Below are 24,757 nucleotides of genomic sequence, written 5' to 3' on the forward strand. Positions count from 1 at the left end.
TCATGCCTCCGTCCGGCCGAGGCCGAATGCCGCACCGGCGGGTGCAGCCGAGTCCTGGTAGGGCGATCCGCCGGTGAGGTTGTCACCGCGGTTCGCGCGCGGCCGCGCCTCACGCGCAGGACCGTCCCCGTACGCGGCCTTGACACGTGCGGTATGGGTCGGCGCATCCGGAACGCTCGCCGGACGATTCTTCGCCAGCTCCTTGCGCAGGACAGGGACGACCTCGCCACCGAGGATGTCGAGCTGCTCGAGCACGACCTTCAGCGGGAGTCCGGCGTGGTCGATGAGGAACAGTTGGCGCTGGTAGTCGCCGAACGTGTCGCGCATCGCCGCGTAGCGGTCGATGACCTGCTGCGGCGAGCCGACGGTCAGCGGAGTCATCTCGGTGAAGTCCTCCATGCTCGGGCCGTGGCCGTAGACCGGCGCGTTGTCGAAGTACGGACGGAACTCGTTCACCGCGTCCTGCGAGTTGGCGCGCATGAACACCTGACCGCCGATGCCGACGATGGCCTGCTCCGGCGTTCCGTGGCCGTAGTGCGCGAAGCGCTGACGGTAGAGCTCGATGAGACGCTGGTAGTGCTCCTTGGGCCAGAAGATGTTGTTCGCGAAGAAGCCGTCGCCGTAGTAGGCGGCCTGCTCGGCGATCTCGGGCGTGCGGATCGAGCCGTGCCACACGAACGGCGCCACGCCGTCCAGTGGCCGCGGCGTCGAGGTGAAGCCCTGCAACGGCGTACGGAACTTTCCCTCCCAGTCGACGACGTCCTCGTCCCAGAGCTTGCGCAGCAGCGCGTAGTTCTCGATGGCGAGCGGCAGTCCCTGCCGGATGTCCTTGCCGAACCACGGGTAGACGGGACCGGTGTTGCCGCGGCCCAGCATGAGGTCGGTGCGGCCGTCCGATACGTGCTGCAGCATCGCGAAGTCCTCGGCGATCTTCACCGGGTCGTTCGTGGTGATGAGCGTGGTCGACGTCGAGACGATGATGCGCTCTGTCTGCGCGGCGATCGCGGCAAGAGTGGTGGTCGGAGATGAGGACCAGAACGGCGGGTTGTGGTGCTCACCGAGTGCGAAGACGTCGAGCCCCACCTCTTCGGCGTGCTTCGCGATCGTGATCGCGTCCTTGATCTTCTGACGCTCGCTGGGTGTCTCACCCGTGACCGGGTTCTGGGTGACGTCGCTGACGCTGAAGAGTCCGAACTGGATGCCTGAGGTTTCGGCCTGGTCGCTCATCGTGGGTGCTCCGGGTTTCTCGAGGCGGATGCGGGTGGCATCCGTTTCTATGCAATTGAATGTATATGGTAGAACGCCGCCCAGGCAACTTTATTCCCGGCCGGTAGCCTTCATTCATGAGCAGTACCCCGCTGACCGGTCCGATCACCGGATCCGTCGCCCGTCCTCGCCGCCGAGTACCGTTCTGGGACAACGCCAGGTACGCCTGCATCGTCCTCGTCGTCCTCGGTCACGCGATTCAGCGCCTGACGTACGACTCCGATATCGCGATGGCTCTGTACCTGTCGTTCTACGCGTTCCACATGCCTGCGTTCGCGATCATCGCCGGGTACTTCTCGAAGTCCGCGCCGCCGACGAAGAAGCAGATGGCCCGCGTCATCACCGACATCCTCGTGCCCTACGTGATCTTCGAGGTGCTGTGGACCCTGACGAAGTGGGCATTCGAGGGGCAGGCCAACCCGAACCTGACGCAGCCGTCGTGGACGCTGTGGTTCCTGCTCGCACTCGGCATCTTCCGACTGATCCTCCCCTACCTCGCCCTGTTGCGATGGCCGCTCGTCTGGGCCCTGCTCATATCCGTCGGCGCCGGCTATCTTCCGAACGTCGACAGCACGTTCTCGCTGTCGCGGACACTCGGGTTCCTGCCGTTCTTCGTCCTGGGCTGGTGGGTGCGCGAGAAGGACCTGGTGAATCGGCTGCGGCTGATCGACTTCCGCCCCTGGTGGCTGCGCGCGATTGCGATCGTCATCTTCGCCGTGGACATCTACGTCGCCTGGAACTGGGTGAACCTCTGGAAGCGCGTCGACCTCGACACCTGGTTCTTCTACAACGACTCGTACGCCGACCTCGGCGCGCACGTGTGGTGGTCCGGCGGCATCCGTCTCCTGCTGATCGTCATCGGCCTCGTCCTCAGCGTCGCCTTCTTCGCGCTGATCCCCCGCAGCGAGCACTGGTGGACGAAGTTCGGGCAGTACACGATGTACGTCTATCTGCTGCACTCGTTCGTGCTGTATCCGTTCCGCGAAACCGGCATCCTGCGCAACGCGGAGCCGACCTGGCTCTGGCTGCCCGCCGTGATCGTGCTCTCCGTGGTGATCGCCCTGGCGCTGGCCACCAAGCCAGTCCGCTGGGTGTTCCGCCCATTCATCGAACCGCGCGCACGATGGTTGTTCTCGGACGCGCGCCTTGCCGAGACGTCGCGCAGGGACGACCCGACGGGTTCGCGTCGACCGCGCAGCTGAGCTGCACTCGAGGCGATGAAGGCTGTCCGTAACACTCGCCCTTCCCTCTCGAAATCCGGCTTACTCTCGGGTCATGGCTGATCTGAACCTCCCCATCCTCGACCTGTCCCAGCTGGACCAGGGCCCTGCGGCCGCCGAGAAGTTCCGTGAGGACCTGGCCGTGGCCGCCCACGACGTCGGGTTCTTCTATCTCGTCGGCACCGGCATCGAGCACGAGCTGTTCCGCCGCCTGCAGCAGACCGCACGGGACTTCTTCGCCCTTTCCGATGACGCCAAGCTCGCCATCGAGAATGTTCACAGCCCGCATTTCCGTGGGTACACCCGCGTCGGCGGAGAGCTCACCCAGGGCAAGATCGACTGGCGCGAGCAGATCGACATCGGACCGGAGCGGACGCCGGTCGAAGGCGGCCCCGCGTTCAACCGCCTGATCGGCCCGAACCTCTGGCCCGAAGCCCAGCCGGAGCTTCGCGAGGTCGCAGAGACCTGGCAGGGGCACCTCACCGCCATCTCACGCAAGCTTCTGAGCAGCTGGGCCGAGGCCCTGGGCGCAGACCCCACTCATTTCGACGCCGCCTTCGAAAACGCCGAGAGCCTGCTCAAGATCGTGCGGTATCCCGGCACGGACGCCGCCGAGCCCCAGCAGGGCGTCGGGATCCACAAGGATGGCGGGGTTCTCACTCTGCTGTGGGTCGAACCGGGCAAGGGCGGCCTGCAGGTCGAGCGCGAGGGTGAATGGGTGGACGCCCCGCCTGTTGACGATGCGTTCATCGTGAACATCGGCGAGATGCTCGAGTACGCGACCGGGGGCTATCTCAAGGCGACCAAGCATCGCGTGATCTCGCCGAAGGCTCCGGAGGACCGGGTCTCGGTGCCGTTCTTCTTCAACCCCGCGCTGGACTCGCAGGTGCCGGTCATCGACCTCCCAGAGGACCTGCGTGCACAATCGCGCGGCGTCTCCGGGGAGGGCGAGAATCCGATCGACGGCGTGTACGGCGAGAACGCCCTGCGCTACCGGCTGCGCGCGCACCCGAACGTCGTGGAGATCCACCACGCGGATCTGCTCAGCCCCACGTCCTGAGTCCCGCCTCGGCCCGAATCCCAGACGAACCGCGTCGGTCCCGGCGTGGAGCCCCCGCGACACGCCGCGAGCGGAGCGCAACGTCTGGGATTCGGCACGCGGTGGCGCGACCGGGATACGACGAAGGCCGCCCCACACCCGGGGCGGCCTTCCAAGAAGTTTTGCGCGATTGAACGCTGGTCGTTATCGGCGCAGTCCGAGCTTCTCGATCAGCGAGCGGTAACGCTCGATGTCGACATCCTGGAGGTAGCCGAGCAGACGACGGCGCTGACCGACGAGCAGGAACAGGCCACGACGCGAGTGGTGGTCGTGCTTGTGCTCCTTGAGGTGCTCGGTGAGGTCCTTGATGCGCTGCGTCAGCATTGCGACCTGCACCTCGGGGGATCCGGTGTCACCGGGGTGCGTCGCGTACTCTTCAATGATCGCCTTCTTGACGTCTGCTTCCAGTGCCATAGATTCGATCCCCTTTCAGTCATTGCGCGGCGCCCGACGCCTGATGCGTGGGCTCTCTTTATCCGCGGCCGATCAAACGGCAACCTGTAGAGTCTACCAGCCCTTCGACAGGCTCAGGGAACGATGGAGACCGGCTAGCCTCGACTGGTGAGCAGCGCCCTGATCGATCTTCGCCCCTTCCGCGCGAGCCCGGCGTTCACTCGCCTGTGGATCGGATCGACCCTCGCCGGCATGGGCGGCCAGCTGACACTCGTCACAATCATGCTGCACGTATTCGAGCTGACGCAGAGCACGTTCGCCGTTTCGATGGTCGCCGTCGCCGGGCTCGTGCCCATGATCCTCGCCGGCCTGTACGGCGGGATGCTGGCGGATGCGTTCGATCGCCGCATCGTCGGTCTCATCGCCGCCGTGATCACCTTCGTCTCCACTCTGATGCTGGCGATCCTCACCTGGACGCACCTCGAGACGATCTGGTGGCTGTATGCGCTGAGCATCATCAACGCGGCAGCCAACTCGGTCGGAATGGCGACGCGGACAGCCATCATCCCCCGCCTGATCCCTCGCGAACTGTTGGCGCCGGCATCCGCCCTGAACGGCATCACGATCGGCATCATGGTCATGGTCGGCCCAGCTCTCGCCGGCGTTCTCGTCGCAACGACGGGCTACGGATGGACCTACACGATCGACGTCGTCCTCATGCTGGCGATGTTCCTGGGGCTCTGGACCCTCCCTCCGCTGCGGCCGGAAGGCACCATAGTCCGCCCCGGACTCGAATCGCTCGTCGACGGCTGGCGCTTCCTCAAGCGGGCGAAGAACATCCGGATGCAGTACATCCTCGACATCGTCGCGATGACCTTCGGGCAACCAGTGGCCCTCTATCCCGCTCTCGGCACCCTGCTGCTCGGCGGTGGCGCCGTCACAACCGGCGCACTGACGGCAGCGGTCGCCGCCGGCACCTTCCTGTCGAGCCTGTTCTCCGGTCGCGTCGTGCGCTATCGGTGGCACGGTCGCGGCATCCAGCGGTCCATCCAGGCCTACGGAGCGTCGATTCTCGCGTTCGGCGTCATCCTGCTGATCGGGGTGTGGATGCCGCCGGCCAGTGAGACCGCGGTCAACCTCGGCCTGATCGTCGCAGCCTGCATCGTTCTCGCGGCATCGGGCGCCGCCGACAACGTCAGCTCGATCTACCGCAACACGATGATGCAGGCCGCCGTGCCCGACAGCATCCGGGGTCGGCTGCAGGGCGTTTTCGTCGTCGTCGTCACAGGCGGACCGCGGCTTGGAGCCCTGTACGCCGGCACGCTCGCGACGTTCACGGCGCTCTGGTTCCCGCCCCTGCTTGGCGGCCTCGCCGTCATCGCGCTCGTCGCTCTGCTGGTGCGCCTCACGCCGCATTTCCGTGAGTACGACGCAGAGAACCCCGCGCCCTGAGCGGACGCGGGGTTCGCGAACCGGCGATCAGTCCTGCTGGAGCGAACCCTGCAGATCGAGGTTGATCGTGATGTCCTTGCCGACGAGCACACCGCCGGTCTCGAGGGCTGCGTTCCAGGTCAGGCCGAAGTCCTCGCGGTTGATGACGGTCGTCGCGGAGGCACCGGCCTTGTAATTGCCCCACGGGTCGGCGCCGAAGCCGCCGAACTCGAACTCGAAGCTCACGGGCTTCGTGATTCCACGGATCGTCAGATCTCCGTCGACGAAGAAGTCGCCGTTCTCGACGCGTGCGCCGGTGGAGACGAACTCCATGGTCGGGAAGTTCTCGGTGTCGAAGAAGTCAGCGGAGCGCAGGTGCGTGTCGCGGCCCTCGTCCTTGGTGTCGACGGAGGTGACGTCGACGGATGCCTCGACCTTGGCATCGAGGGGGTTCTCGGGGGCGACGAGCGTCGCGCTCTTCATTCCGAATGTGCCGCGCACCTTCGAGATCATCATGTGGCGGACGCTGAAGGTGACCTCGCTGTGAGCGGGGTCGAGGGTCCAGGTGCCGGAACGGTAACCGGGGACGTCGATCGTGGTCATGCGGGGTTTCTCCTCGAGATCAGGTCTGTGCCGCTTCGCGGCGTTCACACAGACACAACTCGCATGCGTTTGCATGTATTCCGAAATTCTCGAAATTACAGAAGACCCCCGCCCGGGCGATGGACGAGGGTCTTCTCAGCGGGCGCCGGCTCAGCCGACGGCCACCAGGTCGATGATGAAGATGAGGGTCTTCCCCGAGAGGAAGTGGCCGGCGCCAGCAGGACCGTACGCCAGCTGCGGCGGGATCGTGAGCTCACGGCGTCCGCCGACCTTCATGCCGGGAATCCCCTCCTGCCAGCCCTGGATCAGGCCGCGCAGCGGGAACTGGATGGTCTCGCCACGACCCCACGAGGAGTCGAACTCCTCGCCGGTGTCGAATTCGACACCCGCGTAGTGCACGGTCACGGTGTCGCCGGGCTGCGCCTCGGCTCCGTCGCCTTCGATGATGTCTCGGATGACGAGCTCTGCGGGAGCAGGGCCGGTAGGGGCGTCGAACTCGGGCTTTGTGCGATCAGTCATGCCTCCATACAACCCTGCGCCGTCACTCTCGGTCAACGCGATGACGACAGCCGACAGCGAACACGGACCGGGTGGGAGCTGCTCCACAGCAAGACTCAGCGCCCGGTGCTGCGGCGATGCCTGCGAGACTCCCGGGCGCTGAGTTGATCTGAAACCAGGGTGCACCCACTCGTGGCGTGTGTCAAGGGTGCGCGCGTCAATAAGCCAGCAGGGCCGCCCGCGTCGCCGTGCTCCGGGTCAGCAGAGCGCGCTCATCGTCGGCAGCGAGAGCATCCCGACCGGTGATGGCGCGCTGCCGGACGGCGGCCAGAGCCGTGGCGTCCTTGATGAACTGCTTCATCAAGGCTCGGCGGTCGCCGCTGAGCGTCGACGCCCATTTCATGCCCACCTTGCGTCCCGCAGGGGTCGCGAGCATCGTCACCTCCTCCGGTGTGAACCACCCTGCGGCGGCGTACTCCCCCAGCCTCTCCCGCGTCAGTCGCGCTTCCTCGCGTCGCAGCGCGACGATCGCCAGGATGAATCCGATGAACAGCGGCACCTGCAGCGTGATGTATACCGCGAAGAAGTCGCTGAAGACGGCGGAACCGTTCCAGAATCCGTGCAGCAGCATCGCGCCCACGAGCCCGATCAGCCCGGTGCCGAACACGGCGCTCCTGGAAGCGTGGCGGCGCGCCGCGAGCCCCATCGCGAACCCGGTGAGGCTCGTGAACATGGCGTGAGCGAACGGTGAGAGCAGGCCGCGCATGACGAAGGTCGCCGTCAGCTGAGTCCCGCCGCCCTCGATGAGGCTGATCGCGAAGTACTGGATGTTCTCGGTGAATGCGAACCCGCCGCCGATCAGCGCTCCGTAGACGATGCCGTCGATGGGCCCGTCGAACGCGCGCCTGCCGATGAGGAAGATGATGAAGATTCCGATGCCCTTCGCGATCTCCTCGATGATCGGTGCTTGGATGACCGTACTCAGAACTTCGGCGCGCAGACCGATCGCCAGGGTGATCGCGAGGTCGACGAGCAGCGTGATGCCGATCGCAGCGATCGCACCCCACGCGATGGCGAAGGCGATCATCAGCTTCGGCTCCGGCTCCCAGCGGTCGATGATGTACACACCGAGGAACACGATCGCCAGCGGCACGAGAGCGATGACCAGTCCGATGCCGGACGCCACGGCACCCAGGGCCCACACGAAGTACCCGATCAGCGCGACGAGCACGAAGCCGAGGATGCCGAAGAGCCAGATCGACACGGTGCGGCCCCGCCTGGCCGGCACCGGAAGCGCCGGCAGCGCAGGGCCCGGCGCGGTCACCACGGGCGCGGGCGGTGCGTACGCGGTCGGCTGGGCGAGTGCGGAGGCATAGGCCTGCTGCTGCCCGTAGGCCGGCGGTGAGTACTGCGGTCGCCTGTTGCTCGGTTCGGCGGATCCTCCGAAAGTCATAGCCAAAGCCTAGAGGTCGACGGTACGCCGTCACGGATGCGCGACCGGTAGCGTAGAAGCATGCGTTTCGCCCATCTGCGCGGCTCTGACTCCTCCGACTTCCAGCTCGCCGTCATCGAAGAGTCCACCGCGATCCTCGTCTCCGATCTCGTCTCCCCCGCTCCTGCCACGCTGCAGCAGCTCATCGAGGGTGGCGATGATCTGCTCGGGGCCCTGCGCACGGCGGTCGCCGAGGGCACGGCGCCGCGGCATCCGCTCACCGGTTTCGGGTTCGCGTCGGCCGTGGTGGCCCCGCCCGTGGTCCTGGCGGTCGGGCTGAACTACGCGGCCCACTCCAGCGAGCTGGGCCTGAAGACCGACACCGCGCCGACCGTCTTCACACTGTGGCCGAACTCTCTCACCGGCCACGATGCGACCACCGGCTGGCCGCGCTCCCTCAGCGAGTCCGTCGACTACGAGGCGGAGCTGGGCGTGCTCATCGGCAGCCCGGCGAAGGATGTCTCAGTCGACGACGCGCTCGACAGCGTCTGGGGCTACACGGTCGTCAACGACATCACTGCACGCGACATCCAGTTCGCCGAAGCGCAGTGGTCGCGCTGCAAGTCGTTCGACGGCTTCACCCCGACTGGTCCGTTCGTGGTGACAGCCGACGAGATCCCCGACCCGCAGGATCTGCACATCTGGACGGTCGTCGACGGTCAGACCGTTCAGGATGCCAGCACCGGGCAGATGGTCCGATCGGTGGCGACGCTCATCGCCCACCTGTCGCAGTCGATCACGCTGCAGCCAGGGACCCTCATCTCGACCGGCAGTCCTGGCGGCGCCGGCTACTCGCGGGACCCTCAGATCTTCCTGCGGGACCGCTCGACCGTGACGGTCGGCATCGACGGCATCGGCGAGCTCACCACGCACTGCCGAATCTACGACTAAATCTGGATCATGTCCTCCGGCGGGATCACGCTGATCGCCGCCGTCACGGCCTCCAGGCCGGACAGGCGCGCAGGCGAGAGCTGCTTGGTGACCTCCTCGCGCGTCATGAGCTCGGCCTCGACCACGAGGTCCGCGACGTTGCGGTTGGTCAGCAGTGCCGTCTTCGCGAGAGCAGCAGCCGCGGCGTAGCCGATGAACGGCGTCAGCGCCGTGATGACGCCCACGGATGCACCGACCATGGCGCCCAGGCGATCCTCGTTCGCGGTGATTCCGTCGACGCAGTTGACGCGCAGGGTCCACATCGCCTGCCGCATCCACGTGATCGACTGGAAGATCGAGTGCGCGATGACCGGTTCGAAGGCGTTCAGCTGAAGCTGCCCTGCTTCCACCGCCATCGTCACGGTCGTATCGGCGCCGACGACGGAGAAGGCCACCTGGTTGACGACCTCGGGGATGACCGGATTGACCTTGCCGGGCATGATGCTGGAACCTGCCTGCTTCGCGGGGAGGTTGATCTCGCCGAGACCCGCCTGCGGGCCGGACGACAGCAGACGCAGATCATTGCAGATCTTCGACAGCTTGACCGCATTGCGCTTCAGCGACGACGAGAAGGACATGAACGCACCGGTGTCGCTCGTGGACTCGACGAGGTCGCTCGCGGTCTCGAGATCGAGACCGGAGATCCGGCGCAGATGCTTGAGCACTGCCGGCGCGTAGTCGCCGTGCGTGGTGATGCCGGTGCCGATCGCGGTGGCGCCCATGTTGATCTCGAACATGAGCGAGGCGTTCTCGGTGAGGCGCGAGTGGTCCTCGCCGAGGGTGGTCGCGAATCCGTGGAACTCCTGACCCAGCGTCATCGGCACGGCATCCTGCAGCTGGGTGCGGCCCACCTTGAGCACGTCGTGGAACTCGACGGCCTTGCCGAGGAACGAACGACGAAGCAGGTCGAGCTCGTCGAGGAGCGACTGCAGGTTGAGGGACAGACCGATCTTGATGGCCGTCGGGTACACGTCGTTCGTGGACTGGCTGCGGTTGGTGTGGTCGATCGGCGAGAGGAAGTCGTAGTCGCCCTTCTCGCGCCCTGCCATCTCGAGCGCGATGTTGGTGATGACCTCGTTCGCGTTCATGTTCGTCGACGTTCCGGCGCCGCCCTGGATGACGCCGACGGTGAACTGGTCGTGGAACTCTCCGTCGATGACGCGCTGCGCTGCGTCGTCGATCAGATCGGCGCGTTTCGGATCGAGTACCCCGATCTCCTTGTTCGCACGCGCGCTGGCCTGCTTGACCATCGCGAGACCGCGGATCAGGTCCGGGTACACCGAGATCGGGCGCTTCGAGATCGGGAAGTTCGCGTCGGCGCGAGCGGTGTGGATTCCCCAGTATGCGTCTGCGGGAATCTCCATGCTCCCGAGCGAGTCGGTCTCTGTGCGGGTCGATGCGGGCGCGGCAAATGCCATGTCACTTCCTTGTGGGTGGTGGCGGAACAGTGAAACGGGGGATGCCACCATCCTATTGCCGCCGTCAGTGGTTGAAGACGATCAGCAGGACGCCCGACAGCACAGCAGCGCCGCACAAGACGAAGCAGATGTAGGCGCCGATGAGCGCGAGCGTCTTCTGACCTTCGGAGAGCGGGCTCTTCTGCGCAGCCTTGGCCGCGTGCTTCGCGGCCCGCTTCGCCTCCTTGTCGGAGATGATCGTGATCGCGTCGGTGAACTCCGCCGGCGTGACCACGGGAACGCGACCCGCTCGAACGAGAAGCCGAACGCCTGTCGCGTAGAAGCCGACGATCAGCAGGGCGCCGACCAGCGCAGCGACGAAGACGCTGACGAAGGCCATCCAATCGATCTCGACGCTCATCGCTGTGCCTCCCTGCGCGCGGCCTCTTCCTCAGAGACGTCCCATTCTGCGAGTTCGGCGCGAGCGCGCCGACTGGCGCTGAGAGTCTCCCAGTCCTGCGCGGCCTTCTGCGCCTCGGCGAGCTTGCGGTTGGCGCGATCAGCGGCCTTCCGAGCCGCCTTGACCTCGGCGGCGGAGCCGCCCTTCTTCTTCAGCTTGCGTGCGCGACGACCCGCCTTCTCGGCTTCCTCTGCCTTGCGCTCCGCGCGATCGAGCGCGCGGACGAGTTCCATGCGCGACTGGCGCCGCGTGGGCGGCGGCACGTCGGGATGCTCGACGGCGTGTCCCGAGTCGGCGACGTCGCTCATCGCGTTGGCGTGCGTGACCTCGTTGCGGCGCGAGCGCAGGAACAGCCCGACGATGATGGCAACGGCCAGGACGGCGTCGATGAGGACGCCGACTGTGCCGAGCCACACCACGAGCAGCGCGGCCAGCCCTCCAACGGCGCCGGCAGCCGGCAGCGTGAGCAGCCACCCGAGTGCGATGCGTCCCGCTGTGCGCCAGCGCACCTGCGAGCCGCGACGTCCGAGCCCCGAGCCGATGACCGATCCCGATGCGACCTGCGTGGTCGACAGGGCGAAGCCGAGCGCGCTGGACGCCAGGATCGTGGCCGCCGTCGAACTCTCCGCTGCGAAGCCCTGAGCCGGCTTCACCTCGGTGAGTCCCTTGCCGAGCGTGCGGATGATCCGCCATCCACCGAGGTAGGTGCCGAGCGCGATCGTGACGGCGCACGCGACGATGACCCAGAGCTGCGGCTCGTGGCGCTCGCCGGACTGCCACCCGACCGTGATGAGCGCGAGAGTGATCACGCCCATGGTCTTCTGCGCGTCGTTGGTGCCGTGGGCGAGGGCGACCATCGACGAGGTGAAGATCTGGCCGAGGCGGAAGCCGGATCGTCCGTCGGGCTTTCCGTCGTAGCGCCGGGTTATGCCGTACGCGATCTTGGTCGCTGCGAAGGCGATGAGGCCGGCGGTGAGGGGCGCGATCAGCGCCGGCAGAACGACCTTCGACATCACGACGCCGAAGTTGATCCCTGCCACGCCGACGCCGACCAGCGTCGCACCGATCAGTCCGCCGAACAGGGCGTGCGACGAGCTCGACGGGAGGCCGAGCAGCCAGGTCAGCATGTTCCACGTGATCGCGCCGATGAGTCCGGCAAAGATCAGCGACGGGAGCAACGCGTGCGAGATGTCACCCTCGTTGACGATTCCGCCGGAGACGGTCTTGGCGACTTCCGTGGAGAGGAACGCGCCGACGAGGTTCAATACCGCCGCGAGCAGGACCGCCGTCTTGGGCTTGAGAGCGCCCGTTGCGATGGGAGTGGCCATCGCATTCGCGGTGTCGTGGAATCCGTTGGTGAAGTCGAAGAAGAGTGCCAGTGCGATCACCAGCACGACAATGAGGGCTGCGGTTTCCACCGTTCGCTTTCAGGTCGACGAAGCAGGATTGTGCCGACGTGATCGGCGTGACGAACGAAGAGTTCATCGTGGGTTTCACATCCGTTTACCGGGCCCGCACAATCCTCGCACCGACCTCTCTACCGGTCAACTCGACACGGGATAGCGTTGAACCGTGACCAACGCTCCGCACGCCCCACGCCGTTCACATATCCGCACACACCACGGAGACTCGTTCGACGACCCGTACGAATGGCTGCGTGAGAAGGACTCCCCCGAGGTCGTCGCCCATCTCGAGGCGGAGAACGCCTACACCGACACCGCCACCGCCCACCTCGAGGAGCTCCGCGAGAAGCTGTTCCAGGAGATCAAGGGCCGCGTGCAGGAGACAGATCTCTCCGTGCCGTCGCGACGCGGCGACTGGTGGTACTACAGCCGCAGCGAGGAAGGATCGCAGTACGGCATCCACTGCCGAGCTGCGGCCGAACCCGGAGACTGGACTCCCCCGACCCTGGAGCCGGGCGTGCCCGTCCCCGGCGAGGAGATCCTGCTCGACGGCAACGTCGAAGCCGAGGGCCATGAGTTCTTCTCGCTGGGTTCGTTCGACGTGTCGGACGATGCGACCAGGCTCCTCTGGGCCCCGGATTACGACGGCGACGAGCTGTACACGATCCGGGTTCGGGATCTCGCGACCGGCGAGACGCTCGCCGACGAGATCCCGCGAACGGGCGGAGGGTTCTTCACTCCGGACGGCAGTGCGATCGTCTACACCACCAGAGACGACGCGTGGCGCCCCGACACCCTGTGGCTGCACCGTCTCGGCACCCCAGTCGAGGACGACGTGAAACTGTTCCATGAGGCGGACGAGCGCTTCTGGCTGGGAGCCGGCATCACACGCAGCCGCCGCTACCTCGTGATCGGCGTCGGCTCCAGCATCACCAGCGAGGAGTACCTCGTCGACCTCCAGGGCGACATCACGGCCGAGCCCCGACTCATCTGGCCGCGCATCGAGGGAGTCGAGTACGAGGTCGAGCACGCCGTGGTCGACGGTGAGGACCGGCTGCTGATCCTGCACAACCAGGACGCTCTGGACTTCGAGCTCGTCTCGGTGGCGGCATCCGACCCGCAGGGCGGGCGTCGGGTGGTCATGGCGCACGAGCCGGGCCGACGCATCCTCGGTGTGGACTGCTTCCGCGACTTCGGCGTCGTCGGGTACCGCAGCGAGGGACTCGAGCGGGTCGCCCTGCTCGACTACTCATCCGCCACCACTGAGGAGCTGCGCTTCGATGAGCCGCTCTTCTCGGCAGGCCCTACGGGCAACCCGGAGTGGCACTCGCCGTTCCTGCGCCTGTCGTACACGTCGTTCGTGACGCCGGCGACCGTGTACGACCTCGACCTCGCCACACGCGAACTGGTGCTGCGCAAGCAGCAACCGGTGCTGGGCGGGTACGAACCGGCGGAGTACGGGCAGGAGCGGCGCTGGGCCGAGGCGGCCGACGGCACGAAGGTGCCGATCTCGCTGGTGTGGAAGAAGTCGTTCGGCGACCCGGGCGCTGAGGTCCGCCCTCTGCACCTGTACGGCTACGGCTCGTACGAGCACTCGATCGATCCCGGATTCTCTGTCGCCCGGCTCTCGGAGCTCGACCGAGGCGTGATCTTCGCGGTGGCCCACGTGCGAGGAGGCGGCGAGATGGGCCGCAACTGGTACGAGGAAGGCAAGCTGCAGCACAAGCGCAACACCTTCACCGACTTCGTCGCGTGCGCCGAGCATCTGATCTCCAGCGGCGTGACGTCGCCCGAACGGATGGTCGCAGAGGGCGGCAGCGCCGGAGGCCTGCTGATGGGCGCGGTGGCGAACCTCGCTCCTTCGTCGTTCGCCGGCATCCTGGCATCCGTGCCGTTCGTCGATGCGCTCACGTCGATCCTCGATCCGTCGCTGCCGCTCACGGTCATCGAGTGGGATGAGTGGGGCGATCCGCTGCACGACCCCGAGGTGTACGCGTACATGAAGACGTACACGCCGTACGAGAACGTGCGGACGGATGCCGCCTACCCGCCCATCCTCGCGATGACGTCGATCAACGACACGAGGGTGCTGTACGTCGAGCCGGCGAAGTGGGTGGCTGCTCTCCGGCACGTCGGTGCGCAGGACGTGCTGCTCAAGTGCGAGATGGCCGCCGGACACGGCGGGGTCAGCGGTCGCTACAACGCGTGGCGCGAGCGCTCGTTCGAGCTCTCCTGGATGCTGGACCGCCTCGGGCTCGCCTGAGTCGTCGCGGCTCCGTCGCCGCCCGGCTTCGAGCCCCCGCCTTATGGCCGACGCCCCGTCGTAGGCACCGGCGTACGACGGGGTCTCGATGCGAAGACGGGGGCTCGGCGCCGCGAGAGCGCTCTACAAATCAGCCGAAGAGCGCTGCAGCCTCGTCGTAGCGGTAGCGCGGGACGGTGTTGAGCTCGCCGAGGGCCTCCTCGAACGGCACGCGGACGATGTCGGTGCCCTTCATCGCGACCATCTGCCCCCATGCTCCCTCGACGATCGCGTCTGCCGCGTGCAGACCGAGTCGCGTGGCGAGTACGCGGTCGAAGGCGGAGGGCGATCCGCCGCGCTGGATATGCCCGAGGATCGTCGCCCGGGTCTCGACTCCTGTGATCTGCTCGATCAGAGGGGCGAGCTGATCACCGATGCCGCCCAGGCGCGGGCGGTTGAACGCGTCGAGCCCCTTGTCGCTGTACGCCTCGTCCATGCCCTTGAGCTTGAAGCCCTCCGACACGACGACCAGCGGCGCACGTCCGCGGTCATGAGCGCTGGTAACGAGCGCGGCGATCTCGTCGATCGACATCGGCACCTCGGGAATGCAGATGACGTGCGCACCGGCGGCCATGCCTGCGTGGAGTGCGATCCATCCGACGTGGCGGCCCATGACCTCGGCGACCATGCAACGCTGGTGCGAGTCGCCGGTCGTGCGGAGGCGATCCATCGCGTCGGTCGCGATGTTCACCGCCGTGTCGAAGCCGAACGAGTAGTCGGTGGCCCTCAGGTCGTTGTCGATCGTCTTCGGCACACCGAGGACCTTGATGCCGTCCTTGGACAGTCGGTCAGCAGCAGCGAGCGTTCCCTCGCCGCCGATCGCGATGATGCCGTCGATCTTGTGACCGTAGAGAGTCTTGGCGATGTTGTCGGCTCCGCCGCGCTCGCCCTCGTACGGGTTCGTCCGGCTGGTGCCGAGGATGGTGCCGCCAACCTTCGACAGACCCTTCACCTCGTGTCGCGTGAGAGGCATGAAGTCGCCTTCGACGACGCCTCGCCAGCCGTCGCGGATGCCGACGAACTCCAGATCGTACGACGTGGTGCCCTTGAGCACGACGCCGCGGATCACTGCGTTGAGGCCGGGGCAGTCGCCGCCGCTGGTGAGGATGCCGATCTTCATGCTGATGCCTTCGGACGTTTCGGGTGGGGGAATCGGCGACGCTGCCTGCTCTCGACCCTAGTGGGCATCAGTGCCGGATGCCATTCACGAGGCGCGAGAATGCCCGATCTTGCACCCGCTTTCGACGGGATGGGCGCGTTCCACGGTCAACCGTCCGATAGGCACCGGATTCGCCCGCAAGAATGACGATTCTTGCGGGCGAATCCGTGTGGTTCAGATGCTGAGCGCCTCGCGCAGCAGATGCATCAGAGCAGCCAACTGCACGGGCTCACTCGCCGTCTCATCGACGGCCTCGCCGTCGAGAGCGCGGGCAGCGAGGCCCTGCTTCTGATCGATCAGCTCCGCGATCTTGGTGTCGATCGTGTGCGCGGCGATGATCCGCCACGCCGTGACCGGCTCGTCCTGGCCGATGCGGTGCACACGGTCGATCGCCTGCGTCTGCTCGGCCGCGGTCCAGCTGAGCTCGGAGAGCACGACGTTGGACGCCGCCTGCAGGTTGAGCCCGACACCGGCTGCGGTGAGCGAGCACACCGCGATGCCGACGCTCTCGTCGCCGTTGAAATCGTCGATCGCCTGTTGACGAGCGGGCGTCGTCTGGTCGCCTCGGATCGAGACGTACCGGATGCCGGATGACGCGAAGTGCGCCTCGGCCTGATCCATGACATCGATGTGCTTGGCGAAGAAGACGACCTTGCCGACCGAGCGCTGCAGTTGCGCCGCGTAGTCGGCGGCGAGCACGGCCTTGGCCTGACCGATCTTGCGCACCATCGTGAAGACGTTGTCTCCACCGGTGCCAGCGGCCTTCGACTCCTCGAGCTCGTTGTGCGCGACGAGACGGACGATGTCCTCGTCGATCTCGCCCTCGGCTAGCCCGCGGTCGCCACGTGCCTCGATGATGCGACGGTACTTGGCTGCCAGGCGCTCGCCCAGCTCGCGCTCCGCCTGACGGATGCCGCGGCCGAACTCGTCGTCCAGCTGCACTGGCAGGTCGGCGATCAGCTTGTCCGGCAGATCGGCGGCGACGTCCTTCTTCTTGCGCCGGACGATGCCCATCGAGATGACGGCGTCTCGCGCCTCACCGTAGAACGCCTTGTCCGCCGGCGTGAGGCCGGTGGCATCCAGCTTGCCCATCAGCTCGGAGCCCGGCTTGTCTCCCGTCGTCCACCCAAGGAACCGCCAGATCGCGTCGAAGTCCTCGACGTCGTTGATCAACGGAGTCCCGGTGAGGGCCATCATGAGCGGGTTGCGCGTGTGCTCCCGGATCCGGGAGGCCAGCGCCAGCACGTTCTGCGAACGCTGCGACGAGAGGTTCTTGATGAAGTGCGCCTCGTCGACGACCATGCCCTTCAAGCCGATCGAACCGAGCCACGACAGATGCCGATCGAGGATCTCGTAGTTGACGATGAACACGTCGGCGAACGCGTCGATGTCGGTGCCGTCGCCCTGGATGACTGTCGCACGGCGCTGCGGTGTCCACCGCTCGACCTCGCGCGCCCAGTTCATCTTGACGACGTTCGGGACGACGACCAGCAACGGGTATGCGTCCGCGAGGGATGCTGCGAGCACGGACTGCGCCGTCTTGCCGAGGCCGGGCTCGTCCGCCAGCAGGAAGCTGCGGTGACCGGCGCGCACCGCTTCGAGGAAGCGGGACTGGTGCACCATCACCTCGAGCCCCTTGGGCGAGATGTGGTCGTACTCGGGCAGCGGCGGCAGTTCCATCGTCGCCGACGAACCTCCGGCCCCCGTCTCGAAAGCCTTGTACAGCGGGCCCATGAGCTCCCACCCGTCCAAGCGACGACGCGGAGTGGTCGCGGGTCGCGGGGTGAGATCGGGGGCGAGGAAGGGATTCGCGAGCTGGCGGGACTCGACCGATGGGGGCGTCACCTGCTTCTCGGCGAGAGCGGCCGGCACGACGGGGGTCTGCACGGGAGCGATGTCCGTGATGATGAGCTCCTCGGGCGCCAGCTCGGCACCCGACTCGAGCAGCCAATCGCGGCGCATGCGCTTCGCGACTGGACTCGTGGCCTGATCGGCCTCGAGCAGCTGGATCAGCGAGGTGTCGCGTGCTGCGGTTTTCGCGAGGATCGTCGCCACGCCGTCGAGCCGCTTGAGCAGCTCGGCGCGCGCGGAGTCGCTGAACGCGTCATCCGTCTTCACCCTGGCGCGCTCCTCGCGCACCAGGAATGCGATCACCTGGAACTTGACCCTGTTCGTCGGGCCGAGTTTGCCGCGCTGTGCCTTCGCCTCGATCTCGCGGACCTTGCGGGCCAGGATCGGGATCAGCGGGGCCTCGTCATCACGACGAGATGTCTTCCTGCGCCGCGTCGCGGCAGTTGCCGAAGTCGGCATGCTCCTCCTGAGCGTGAATACCGGATCGCCGTCGGAGGCGGTCCGTGCCGTACGAGTCGCCCGCGTGTGGCGTGAGCCAGGACCGTGCGGACGTCGTTCTCGCGCTCAGCGATGCGCGAAATCCGCACCAGCAACGTCGAGAACCACACTCATCCTAGAGCATCTGAGCCCAGAATCGCGCGCGCGGCGTCGACATCCGCTGTCATCTGGACCATCAGAGCGTCAATTCCCTCGAAGGCGACCATGCCGCGGAGGCGCTGCGTGAACTCCACCGTCACGTCGTGACCGTACAGGTCGAGCGCGTCTTCGTCGATCACGTGCGCCTCGACCTGACGCACGAGCACGTCGTCGAAGGTCGGGTTCGTTCCCACCGAGACAGCAGCGGGATACCGGATGCCCGTGTCGTGATCTTCGAGCCAGCCGGCGTAGACGCCGTCGGCCGGGACGAAAGCGTCGACGGTCTCCGACAGGTTCGCCGTGGGGAATCCGAGCTCGCGCCCGCGCTTGAGGCCGTGCACCACTTCTCCACGGACGTCGACGGCCCGACCGAGCGCACGCTCCGCCGTCGCGACATCGCCTTCAGCGAGAAGCTCGCGGATCCAGCTCGACGAGACGCGCCGGTCCGAACCCTCCAGGTACACGTCATCGACCACGTCGACGGTGAATCCGTACAGCGGCCCCAGTTCTCGAAGCAGCTCGGGCGTCCCGGCACCCCGATGGCCGAACCGGAAATCCTCTCCGACGAGAACAGTCGACACGTGCAGAGCGCCGACCAGGATCTGCTCGACGAACGCCTCAGGCGACTGCGAAGCGAGTTCGCTGTCGAATGTCAGCAAGAGCGTGGCGTCCAAGCCGAGACCTCCGAGGAGCTCGAGCTTGCGATCGGTGGAGACGACGTTGTCAGGGCACAGCTCGGGGCGCAGAAGCGCGAGCGGGTTGCGATCGAACGTCACGGCCACGGAGCGTGCACCGGATGCCGCGGCATCCGCCTTCAAGCGCTCGATGACAGCCCGGTGTCCGGCGTGCACGCCGTCGAACTTGCCGATCGCGACGGCCGACCTCCCGAAGTCCGCCGGTACCTCGCTCGGGCCACGGAAGACGATCACGCGATGACCTCTGCAGGAGCCGTCGTGCGCACGACGGGGCGATGCGTACGCAGCCACCAGATGCCGAACATCGGCAGGACGAGCGGGATGAACAGGTACCCGCGGCCGAAGACCGACCACACGGAGTCGTGCTGGAAGAGTTCCGGGGCCGTCAGGCTGAGAGCGCCGACGATGAGGACGCCGGCGAGCTCGAAGACGATCGCCACCCACGCGACGGTGTACCAGCCGCGCCGGCCGGCCAGAACGAGACCCAGCGTCGCGATGATGTAGACGACGGCGGCGAGAGCCGAGAGCGAGTACGCGAGCGGCGCCTCGTCGAACCGGCGGATGATCTGCACGAAGCTCCGGCCGGTGGCGGCGAGCGCCATGACCGCGTAGACGATGACGAGAACGCGGCCGATGCCGGTCATCCGCTGTCGGGTTTCGGTGGTGGTCATAGCGTCTTCCATCCTAAGCGCGCGCGATGCCGCCGGATGCCGGGCGCTAGGCGACCTGGACCGTCCAGATAACTTCCATGCGCCACAGCATGATCGCGACGGCGAAGGCGATGACGCCGAGGATGACGGTGCTCCACCTGCTGCGCTCGAGCAGCGCCCAGATCACACCGCCGATGGGCAGCAGCACCGCAGAGACCAGGTACACCCAGAACTCGAGCAGGTCGCCACTGGGCGGATTGCCCGCGAAGGGGGCGATGATCGCCATGACGACCTGCACGATCAGGAGAACCTCGACCAGCGCAAGCGCACCGACCGTGTAGTCGCTCGGGCGTCGGCCCATGAGCCCGGCGATGACGGCGAACAGCCCCGCTGCGACCGCCACGACGATCTGGACGTTCGTGAACCACAGGATCACCGAGTCTCCTCCGGCATGTTCATCGCGCTCTTGAGGTCGCGGCCACGACGTTCGACGACGCCGACCAGGACGCCGTCCTCGTCGATCGCCGCGGCCTGCCGGCCTCGCAGCCGTTCCGCGTGATCGATGAGTCGCTTGCCGTGGCGCAGATCGCGAGCCTCCTGTGCGGACACGTCCAGTCGGTCGAGCACTCTCGCCGCGGCTTCAGCAGCCGTGAGCGTGCTCGCGCCCTCGAGGGATTCGATATCAGCAGCATCCGCGACGTCGAACGGTCCGACCCTGGTGCGCCGCAACGCCGTCAGGTGCCCGCCGACGCCCAGGGCCTCCCCCAGGTCGCGTGCGAGCGCGCGGATGTACGTGCCGGACGAACAGTCCACGACCACATCGAGATCCAGGAAGCCGTTTCCGCGACGTTCGGCGAGGACCTCGAACCGCGAGACGGTGACCGCCCGCGCCTTGAGCTCGATCTCTTCGCCGGCGCGTACACGGTCGTACGCGCGCCTCCCGTCGACCTTGATCGCGGACACGGAGCTCGGCACCTGCGAGATGGGGCCGGTGAGGGCGGCGATCCCGTCCGCCAGCCGGACGGGCGTCACGGCATCCACGTCCTCGGCCGAGGCACGCACGGTGATCTCGCCCTCTGCGTCGTCCGTGGTCGAGGCCTGACCGAGGCGAATGGTGGCGAGGTAGGTCTTGTCCGCGCCGACGATGTACGTCAGAAGCCGCGTCGCCCCTTCGATGCCGAGCACGAGCAGGCCGGTGGCCATCGGGTCGAGCGTGCCGGCGTGGCCGACCTTGCGCGTGCCCAACGCACGGCGCGTCCGCGCGACGATGTCGTGGCTGGTGAGCCCACCGGGCTTGTCCACGAGAAGGATGCCGGGTGAGACCATGCCCCCAGCCTACCGAGGCAGAGCGCGACCTCGTGTCAGCCGCAGGTCTCGTACGGAGGTGCCTCGAGCGTCGTCACGGTCACCGCGTTCGCCTGGTCTCCGGTGTAGTACTCGAAGAACATGGTCGCGCCGTCCGTGGGGACGCTGAGCCAGGTGCCGTCGCCGATCGGCGCATCTCCCTCACTCGCATCCGGATACTGCGCGAGCACCTCGTCCTTCGTCGACCCGATGCCGAGGCCCTCCTCGGTGCGCGGCCCGACCCCTGCCGTCACAGGATCCGCGGCGGATGCCGACGCCAGCACGATCGGCGCGTCATCCGACTCCGTTCCGCGGACGAAACTCATCGAGTAGCTGTTGTCATCAGCTTTCCACCATGCGGCCCAGGAGCAGTTCTCGTCGTTGTTCCACGAGTCGGGAAGCTCGGCGAGAGTCCCCTGAAAGTCTCCGCCGGTCTCGATCGGGCCGATGCCCGCGGCGGTGACGGGCCAGGTCGCCGGATCGTCGGGATCCAGGGACGGTTCGGGACTCGGAGATGGTTCGGACGATGGTTCGCCGACCGTCGAAGTCGGCGTCGGGTTCGACGTCGCACCCGGATCGGTCGTCGCGGTTGCGCATCCCGCGAGCAGCAGCGCGCTCAGCGCTGCGAGGACGACTGGGCCTGCTGTTCTGCGTGACACGCGGAAACTCCTCTGCTTCCCCCCGGAGCGCCCATCCCCTCGGCGTCCTGTGCCGAGCGCTCCACATAGGCTAACGAGATGACTCTCCGTTCGACACCCCCTGTGCATCTGGCCGCAGAGCTGTCGGACTGGTATCGCGATACCGCCAGAGACCTGCCGTGGCGCAGGCCCGAGTTCCACTACCGCTACGGCGCATGGGGCACGCTGGTGAGCGAGTTCATGCTGCAGCAGACGCCGGTCACCCGCGTGATCCCGCGGTTGGAGGCGTGGCTCGACCGCTGGCCGACGCCGGCGAGGATGGCGCAGGCGACGCCGGCTGAGGTCGTGCACGAGTGGGCTAACCTCGGCTATCCGCGCCGGGCGCTCTGGTTGCACCGTGCCGCGATCGAGATCACCGAGCGGCACGGCGGCGAGGTGCCCCGGGACGTCCCTGCGCTGCTCGCTCTGTCAGGCATCGGCGACTACACGGCGCGGGCTGTGGCCGCCTTCTCGTTCGGAGACCGGCATCCGGTCGTCGACACCAACACGCGCCGGGTGATCGCGCGTGCCGTGGACGGCCGATCGCAGCCCGGTCCTGCCGCGCGCCGCGACCTGCTCGCGATGTCCGCGCTCCTACCGGACTCGGACGCCGAGTCCGCCGTGTTCAACGCCGCCATCATGGAGCTCGGTGCGGTCGTCTGCGTGTCCAGGACGCCCCGATGCGAACGGTGCCCGATAGCCGACTCCTGCGCGTGGGTCGCCGCGGGGCGCCCTGACACCGGCGACGCCCGCCCGCGACAGGCTCGATACGAGGGTTCGGACCGTCAGGCGAGAGGAGCGGTTCTCAAGGAGCTGCGCAGTGCTGTCGCCGATGGTGTTCCCCTTGCGAGCGTGATCCACGATTGGGCCGATGCCGCCCAGCGCGATCGCGCCATCGACTCGCTGATCGCTGACGGCCTCGCCGAGGCGATCGACGGGATGCTGCGCCTGCCACGCTGACCGCTTCAGAAGACCCGGCCTGCGCGATGCGCCATCACAGCGAGCTCGACACGATTGCGGACGCCGAGCTTGTCGAAGAGACGGCCGACATGAACCTCGACCGTGCGGACGGAGACGTCGAGCGCCTTCGCGATCTCACGGTTCTCACCGCCGGCGGCCACCCGCATCGCGACTTCCAGTTCGCGCTGGGTGAGGAGCGTCTCCCACGCCGCGCGCCCTGCCGCGAGCGGGTCATCGTCGCGTATCACTGTGATCGGATCGGTCATCGGGTCGCTCGCTGCCGCCTGCGCCACGTGGAGTCGCGACATCCGCGCGTCCATCGCATCGCGCCATGCGTGCGCGCCCGAATCGTCGAACAGGCGCCGCGCGGCCCGCAGATGGCGGCGACCTGCCGCCAGATCGCCATGGAGCAGGCAGGTGGAGCCCAGCAGAGCCTCGACCCTGCCCCGGTCGAAGGAGGAACCGAGGCGACGGCACGCCTCGGAGATCTCCGAGTGGGCGTGGCGCCACGACGTCTCAGGGAGACTGCGGATGCGGTGGATGAGCTCACGGGCCTCGCTCGACTCCGGCGGCTCGACGCGCACCCGGTCGACGAACGGCCCGACCTCTTCGAGCCCGGCGACCGACAGGGCAGGCTCAGGAGCTCCGCGGTCCCGCCACAGCGCGAGATCGGTGGCAGCCTGCTCGGACTCGCCGTCGAGGTAGGCGCTCAGGCCGGCGTCAACGAGGCCGTCGATCCGGATGCCGTCCGGCAGCGTCACCGTGAGCGCCTGCGACAGCGGACCCGGTGCTCCGAGCGTCGCGGTGTCCAGGCGCTGGGCCAGAGTCGCACCGAGTCCGGCGAACGGGATGCCGACGGGCAACGACAGCGACGCCGTCGATAGACGCTCCCGCGCCACCTCGATGTCGCCGCGCCAGAACAGCAGGAGCGACTCCGTCACGGCCAGATACGCCTCGACGAGCGGGCTGTGCTCGAAGCCCGGTACCAGCGGGTCGTGCTCATCGATCAGGCTCGTGTGAGTGCCAGCCATCAGTTGGAGCCCCTCGTCGACATCGCCCGTGACAGCAGCTCGCAGCGCTGCGCTCATCGTCCCGGAGAACGGCCCATCGGCGTACGGGTTCGCGTCGTCGGCGTCCCCCGTCAGCATCCAGCACAGTGCGGCCGTCGGGTCGCGCACTTCGCCCCCGGCGCCGGCGCGAGCGTCCGCCTCGCGGACCTCGGCCAGCCAGGTGCGCATGGCCGGCGTCGCGCCGCGCTCGGCGCACATCAGCGCGGCCAGCCCTGCCGTCCGCGCCCAAGCGCACCAGTGGTGAGCATCCGAGACCTGCGGGCGCAGTTCGGCCGGTTCCAGCGCCGGTACCCATCCGCGCGCGCAGGTCTGCGCCAGGAGCACGCCGGGGAGTGCGCCGATGCGCGTGGCCGCGTCTTCGCTCTGGAGGAGCCCCGCCAGCAGCTCGTTCGCGTCGTCGAAGCATCCCGCCGCTGCCGCAGACGTCCCGGCGATCAGACGTGCCGTCTCGCGCTGCGGGTCATCCGCGTGCTCGGCCGCGGCAGTCGCGAACGCGAACGCCGATTCCATCGAACCGAGCAGGCTCAGTTCCCTGGCCGCGGTGGTCAACGCGCGCGCGACCTCAGGGCGACGCGTGACAGCGCCGCAGGCCGCATGCCAGTCCGCGGCCGCCTGGTTGCCGTGCTCTCGATGCGCACGCTCCAATCGCGCGTGCGCGTTCACCGACTCGAGCGGTGCGGCCGTGTGATCGAGCCAAATGCCCATTCGCGGATCGTGAAGAGCGAACCGGCCGTTGGATGCTGTCAGGTGCTCGGCGAGACCGCCCTGCAGGAGCTCATCGGCGGTGCAGCCGCAAGCGTCGAGCAGCGGCTCGACGCGGTCATCGATGCTCAGCGCCGCCGTCAGCAGGACCGCGCGCGTATCCGCGTCCAAAGCGACGCGGGAGAAGGCACCCTCGATCGACGGCACCAGCGGCAACGGGGATGGGAGCATCCGCTGACCGGAGCGATGAGCGCCCGAGAGTGCCGCTGCTGCTTCGCGCACGGCGAGGACGTCGCCGTTCAGTCCGCGCAGCAGACGGGTGATGACGTGCGGAGCCGTAGGCAGCTCGTCCGACAGCAGTCCGGCCGCGATGTCGGCCGTGAGCTCGCGCTCATCGGTCGAATGCTGTCCGAGCCGCAGGTCGTCCTGCCACACCGTCGTCACCGGATCGATTCCCCCCGAAATCCTGATCGCACACCGCCGGCATGCCGACAGTGCCGTTCAGGGTATCAAGGGAGG

General features: G+C 67.3%; 22 protein-coding genes. 6 read left to right on the top strand and 16 right to left on the bottom strand.

Going from position 1 to position 24,757, the window contains the following annotated elements:
* Positions 1-1,227 carry an LLM class flavin-dependent oxidoreductase gene (locus tag KHB019_RS03325; RefSeq protein WP_337458064.1) on the bottom strand — a complete coding sequence of 409 codons (1,227 nt, stop codon included), beginning with the start codon at positions 1,225-1,227 and terminating at the stop codon, positions 1-3.
* 116 nt (positions 1,228-1,343) lie between these two features.
* Here KHB019_RS03325 and KHB019_RS03330 point away from each other — a divergent pair, with 116 nt between their 5' ends.
* Positions 1,344-2,468, top strand: a complete 1,125-nt coding sequence (locus tag KHB019_RS03330; protein ID WP_230103417.1) for an acyltransferase family protein — start codon at positions 1,344-1,346, stop codon at positions 2,466-2,468.
* Between the two features lie 73 nt (positions 2,469-2,541).
* Positions 2,542-3,546, top strand: coding sequence for an isopenicillin N synthase family dioxygenase (locus KHB019_RS03335; RefSeq protein WP_230103418.1), 1,005 nt, complete (start codon positions 2,542-2,544; stop codon positions 3,544-3,546).
* A gap of 183 nt (positions 3,547-3,729) precedes the next feature.
* On the opposite strand, the gene rpsO is transcribed toward KHB019_RS03335, so the two are convergent.
* Positions 3,730-3,999, bottom strand: a complete 270-nt coding sequence (gene rpsO / locus KHB019_RS03340; RefSeq protein WP_230103419.1) for a 30S ribosomal protein S15 — start codon at positions 3,997-3,999, stop codon at positions 3,730-3,732.
* 144 nt (positions 4,000-4,143) lie between these two features.
* On the opposite strand from rpsO, the gene KHB019_RS03345 reads away from it, so the two are divergent.
* The gene (locus KHB019_RS03345; protein WP_337458393.1) at positions 4,144-5,430 is read left to right on the top strand and encodes an MFS transporter; all 1,287 of its coding nucleotides are present in this window, start codon (positions 4,144-4,146) and stop codon (positions 5,428-5,430) included.
* 27 nt (positions 5,431-5,457) lie between these two features.
* Here KHB019_RS03345 and KHB019_RS03350 read toward each other — a convergent pair whose 3' ends face one another.
* The 3 genes from KHB019_RS03350 to KHB019_RS03360 form a co-directional block, all read right to left on the bottom strand.
* Positions 5,458-6,012: a YceI family protein gene (locus KHB019_RS03350; RefSeq protein WP_230103420.1), complete on the bottom strand. Its 555-nt coding sequence runs from the start codon at positions 6,010-6,012 to the stop codon at positions 5,458-5,460.
* 150 nt (positions 6,013-6,162) lie between these two features.
* A complete protein-coding gene (locus tag KHB019_RS03355) occupies positions 6,163-6,531 on the bottom strand; it encodes an FKBP-type peptidyl-prolyl cis-trans isomerase (RefSeq protein WP_230103421.1) in 369 nt (122 codons plus the stop codon).
* A 196-nt stretch (positions 6,532-6,727) separates the two neighbouring features.
* Complete coding sequence (locus KHB019_RS03360) at positions 6,728-7,963, bottom strand: PrsW family intramembrane metalloprotease (protein ID WP_230103422.1); 1,236 nt, start codon at positions 7,961-7,963, stop codon at positions 6,728-6,730.
* Between the two features lie 60 nt (positions 7,964-8,023).
* Here KHB019_RS03360 and KHB019_RS03365 point away from each other — a divergent pair, with 60 nt between their 5' ends.
* Positions 8,024-8,893, top strand: coding sequence for a fumarylacetoacetate hydrolase family protein (locus KHB019_RS03365; protein ID WP_230103423.1), 870 nt, complete (start codon positions 8,024-8,026; stop codon positions 8,891-8,893).
* Here the strand turns inward: KHB019_RS03365 and KHB019_RS03370 are convergent.
* From KHB019_RS03370 to KHB019_RS03380, 3 genes are all read right to left on the bottom strand, one after another.
* Positions 8,890-10,350, bottom strand: coding sequence for an aspartate ammonia-lyase (locus KHB019_RS03370; protein ID WP_230103424.1), 1,461 nt, complete (start codon positions 10,348-10,350; stop codon positions 8,890-8,892). The two genes, KHB019_RS03365 and KHB019_RS03370, sit on opposite strands and share 4 nt — an antisense overlap.
* A gap of 64 nt (positions 10,351-10,414) precedes the next feature.
* Positions 10,415-10,750, bottom strand: coding sequence for a peptidase (locus tag KHB019_RS03375; RefSeq protein ID WP_230103425.1), 336 nt, complete (start codon positions 10,748-10,750; stop codon positions 10,415-10,417).
* Positions 10,747-12,207 (bottom strand): inorganic phosphate transporter, encoded by a 1,461-nt coding sequence (locus KHB019_RS03380; RefSeq protein ID WP_230103426.1) that lies wholly within the window; start codon positions 12,205-12,207, stop codon positions 10,747-10,749. Before KHB019_RS03380 ends, KHB019_RS03375 begins: the two co-directional genes overlap by 4 nt.
* A 154-nt stretch (positions 12,208-12,361) precedes the next feature.
* Between KHB019_RS03380 and KHB019_RS03385 the strand changes: the two genes are divergently transcribed.
* Entirely contained in the window at positions 12,362-14,455 is a 2,094-nt protein-coding gene (locus KHB019_RS03385) for a S9 family peptidase (RefSeq protein WP_337458065.1), read from the top strand.
* A gap of 130 nt (positions 14,456-14,585) precedes the next feature.
* Here the strand turns inward: KHB019_RS03385 and KHB019_RS03390 are convergent, their stop codons facing one another.
* From KHB019_RS03390 to KHB019_RS03420, 7 genes are all read right to left on the bottom strand, one after another.
* Complete coding sequence (locus KHB019_RS03390) at positions 14,586-15,614, bottom strand: 6-phosphofructokinase (protein WP_230103428.1); 1,029 nt, start codon at positions 15,612-15,614, stop codon at positions 14,586-14,588.
* A gap of 213 nt (positions 15,615-15,827) precedes the next feature.
* Positions 15,828-17,963, bottom strand: a complete 2,136-nt coding sequence (locus KHB019_RS03395) for a DEAD/DEAH box helicase (protein WP_337458066.1) — start codon at positions 17,961-17,963, stop codon at positions 15,828-15,830.
* 149 nt (positions 17,964-18,112) lie between these two features.
* Positions 18,113-19,069 (bottom strand): bifunctional riboflavin kinase/FAD synthetase, encoded by a 957-nt coding sequence (locus KHB019_RS03400; protein ID WP_337458067.1) that lies wholly within the window; start codon positions 19,067-19,069, stop codon positions 18,113-18,115.
* Entirely contained in the window at positions 19,066-19,506 is a 441-nt protein-coding gene (locus KHB019_RS03405) for a hypothetical protein (RefSeq protein WP_337458068.1), read from the bottom strand. Before KHB019_RS03405 ends, KHB019_RS03400 begins: the two co-directional genes overlap by 4 nt.
* Before the next feature lie 46 nt (positions 19,507-19,552).
* Positions 19,553-19,921, bottom strand: a complete 369-nt coding sequence (locus KHB019_RS03410) for a hypothetical protein (protein WP_337458069.1) — start codon at positions 19,919-19,921, stop codon at positions 19,553-19,555.
* Positions 19,918-20,811 carry a tRNA pseudouridine(55) synthase TruB gene (truB, locus tag KHB019_RS03415; RefSeq protein ID WP_337458070.1) on the bottom strand — a complete coding sequence of 298 codons (894 nt, stop codon included), beginning with the start codon at positions 20,809-20,811 and terminating at the stop codon, positions 19,918-19,920. The genes KHB019_RS03410 and truB overlap by 4 nt, the downstream gene beginning before the upstream one ends.
* Positions 20,812-20,846: 35 nt before the next feature.
* Positions 20,847-21,488 (bottom strand): hypothetical protein, encoded by a 642-nt coding sequence (locus KHB019_RS03420; protein WP_337458071.1) that lies wholly within the window; start codon positions 21,486-21,488, stop codon positions 20,847-20,849.
* A gap of 78 nt (positions 21,489-21,566) precedes the next feature.
* On the opposite strand from KHB019_RS03420, the gene KHB019_RS03425 reads away from it, so the two are divergent.
* Complete coding sequence (locus tag KHB019_RS03425) at positions 21,567-22,466, top strand: A/G-specific adenine glycosylase (RefSeq protein WP_337458072.1); 900 nt, start codon at positions 21,567-21,569, stop codon at positions 22,464-22,466.
* A gap of 5 nt (positions 22,467-22,471) precedes the next feature.
* Here the strand turns inward: KHB019_RS03425 and KHB019_RS03430 are convergent, their stop codons facing one another.
* On the bottom strand, positions 22,472-24,682 hold the full coding sequence (locus KHB019_RS03430) for a helix-turn-helix transcriptional regulator (RefSeq protein ID WP_337458073.1): 2,211 nt from the start codon (positions 24,680-24,682) through the stop codon (positions 22,472-22,474).
* Between the last annotated feature and the right edge of the window lie 75 nt (positions 24,683-24,757).

The sequence above is a fragment of the Microbacterium sp. KHB019 genome (assembly GCF_037285405.1).
Classification (GTDB): Bacteria; Actinomycetota; Actinomycetes; order Actinomycetales; family Microbacteriaceae; genus Microbacterium.